Raw genomic sequence first — 316 nt, 5'->3', positions numbered from 1 at the left:
GTTTGCATGTTCGACCATGACGCCTTTGGGCAGGCCGGTCGAGCCGGAGGTGTAGATGATGTAGGCCAGGTGGCCGGCGTGCAGTCCCAGCGCGGCGGAGTCGGGATTGACATCTGGCCGAGCTGCGATGGCGGCCGCTTCGGCGGCGTCGTCGGTGGCCAGCGCCGCTGCGGAGGAGGGCAGGCTCTCCAGCAGGGATCGTTGCGTCAGCACGGCGACCGGTGCGCTGTCGGCCAGCATGTGGGCGATGCGATCGGCCGGGTAGGCCGGATCGACCGGCACGTAGGCGGCGCCGGCCTTGAGGATGGCCAGCAGG

Annotated in this window: 1 protein-coding gene; it reads right to left on the bottom strand. The window is 70.3% G+C overall.

Annotated features, from left to right (window positions below; translation table 11 throughout):
- Nucleotides 1-316, bottom strand: a 316-nt coding sequence (locus tag RUGAMON1_RS32725; RefSeq protein ID WP_445234436.1) for an AMP-binding protein, incomplete at both ends; no start/stop codon positions are given.

The organism is Duganella rhizosphaerae, from assembly GCF_040364205.1.
In the GTDB taxonomy this organism is placed as follows: Bacteria; Pseudomonadota; Gammaproteobacteria; order Burkholderiales; family Burkholderiaceae_D; genus Rugamonas; species Rugamonas rhizosphaerae.
Note: the sequence above shows the minus strand (reverse complement) of the source record. Positions and strands in the feature narration are given on the sequence as shown.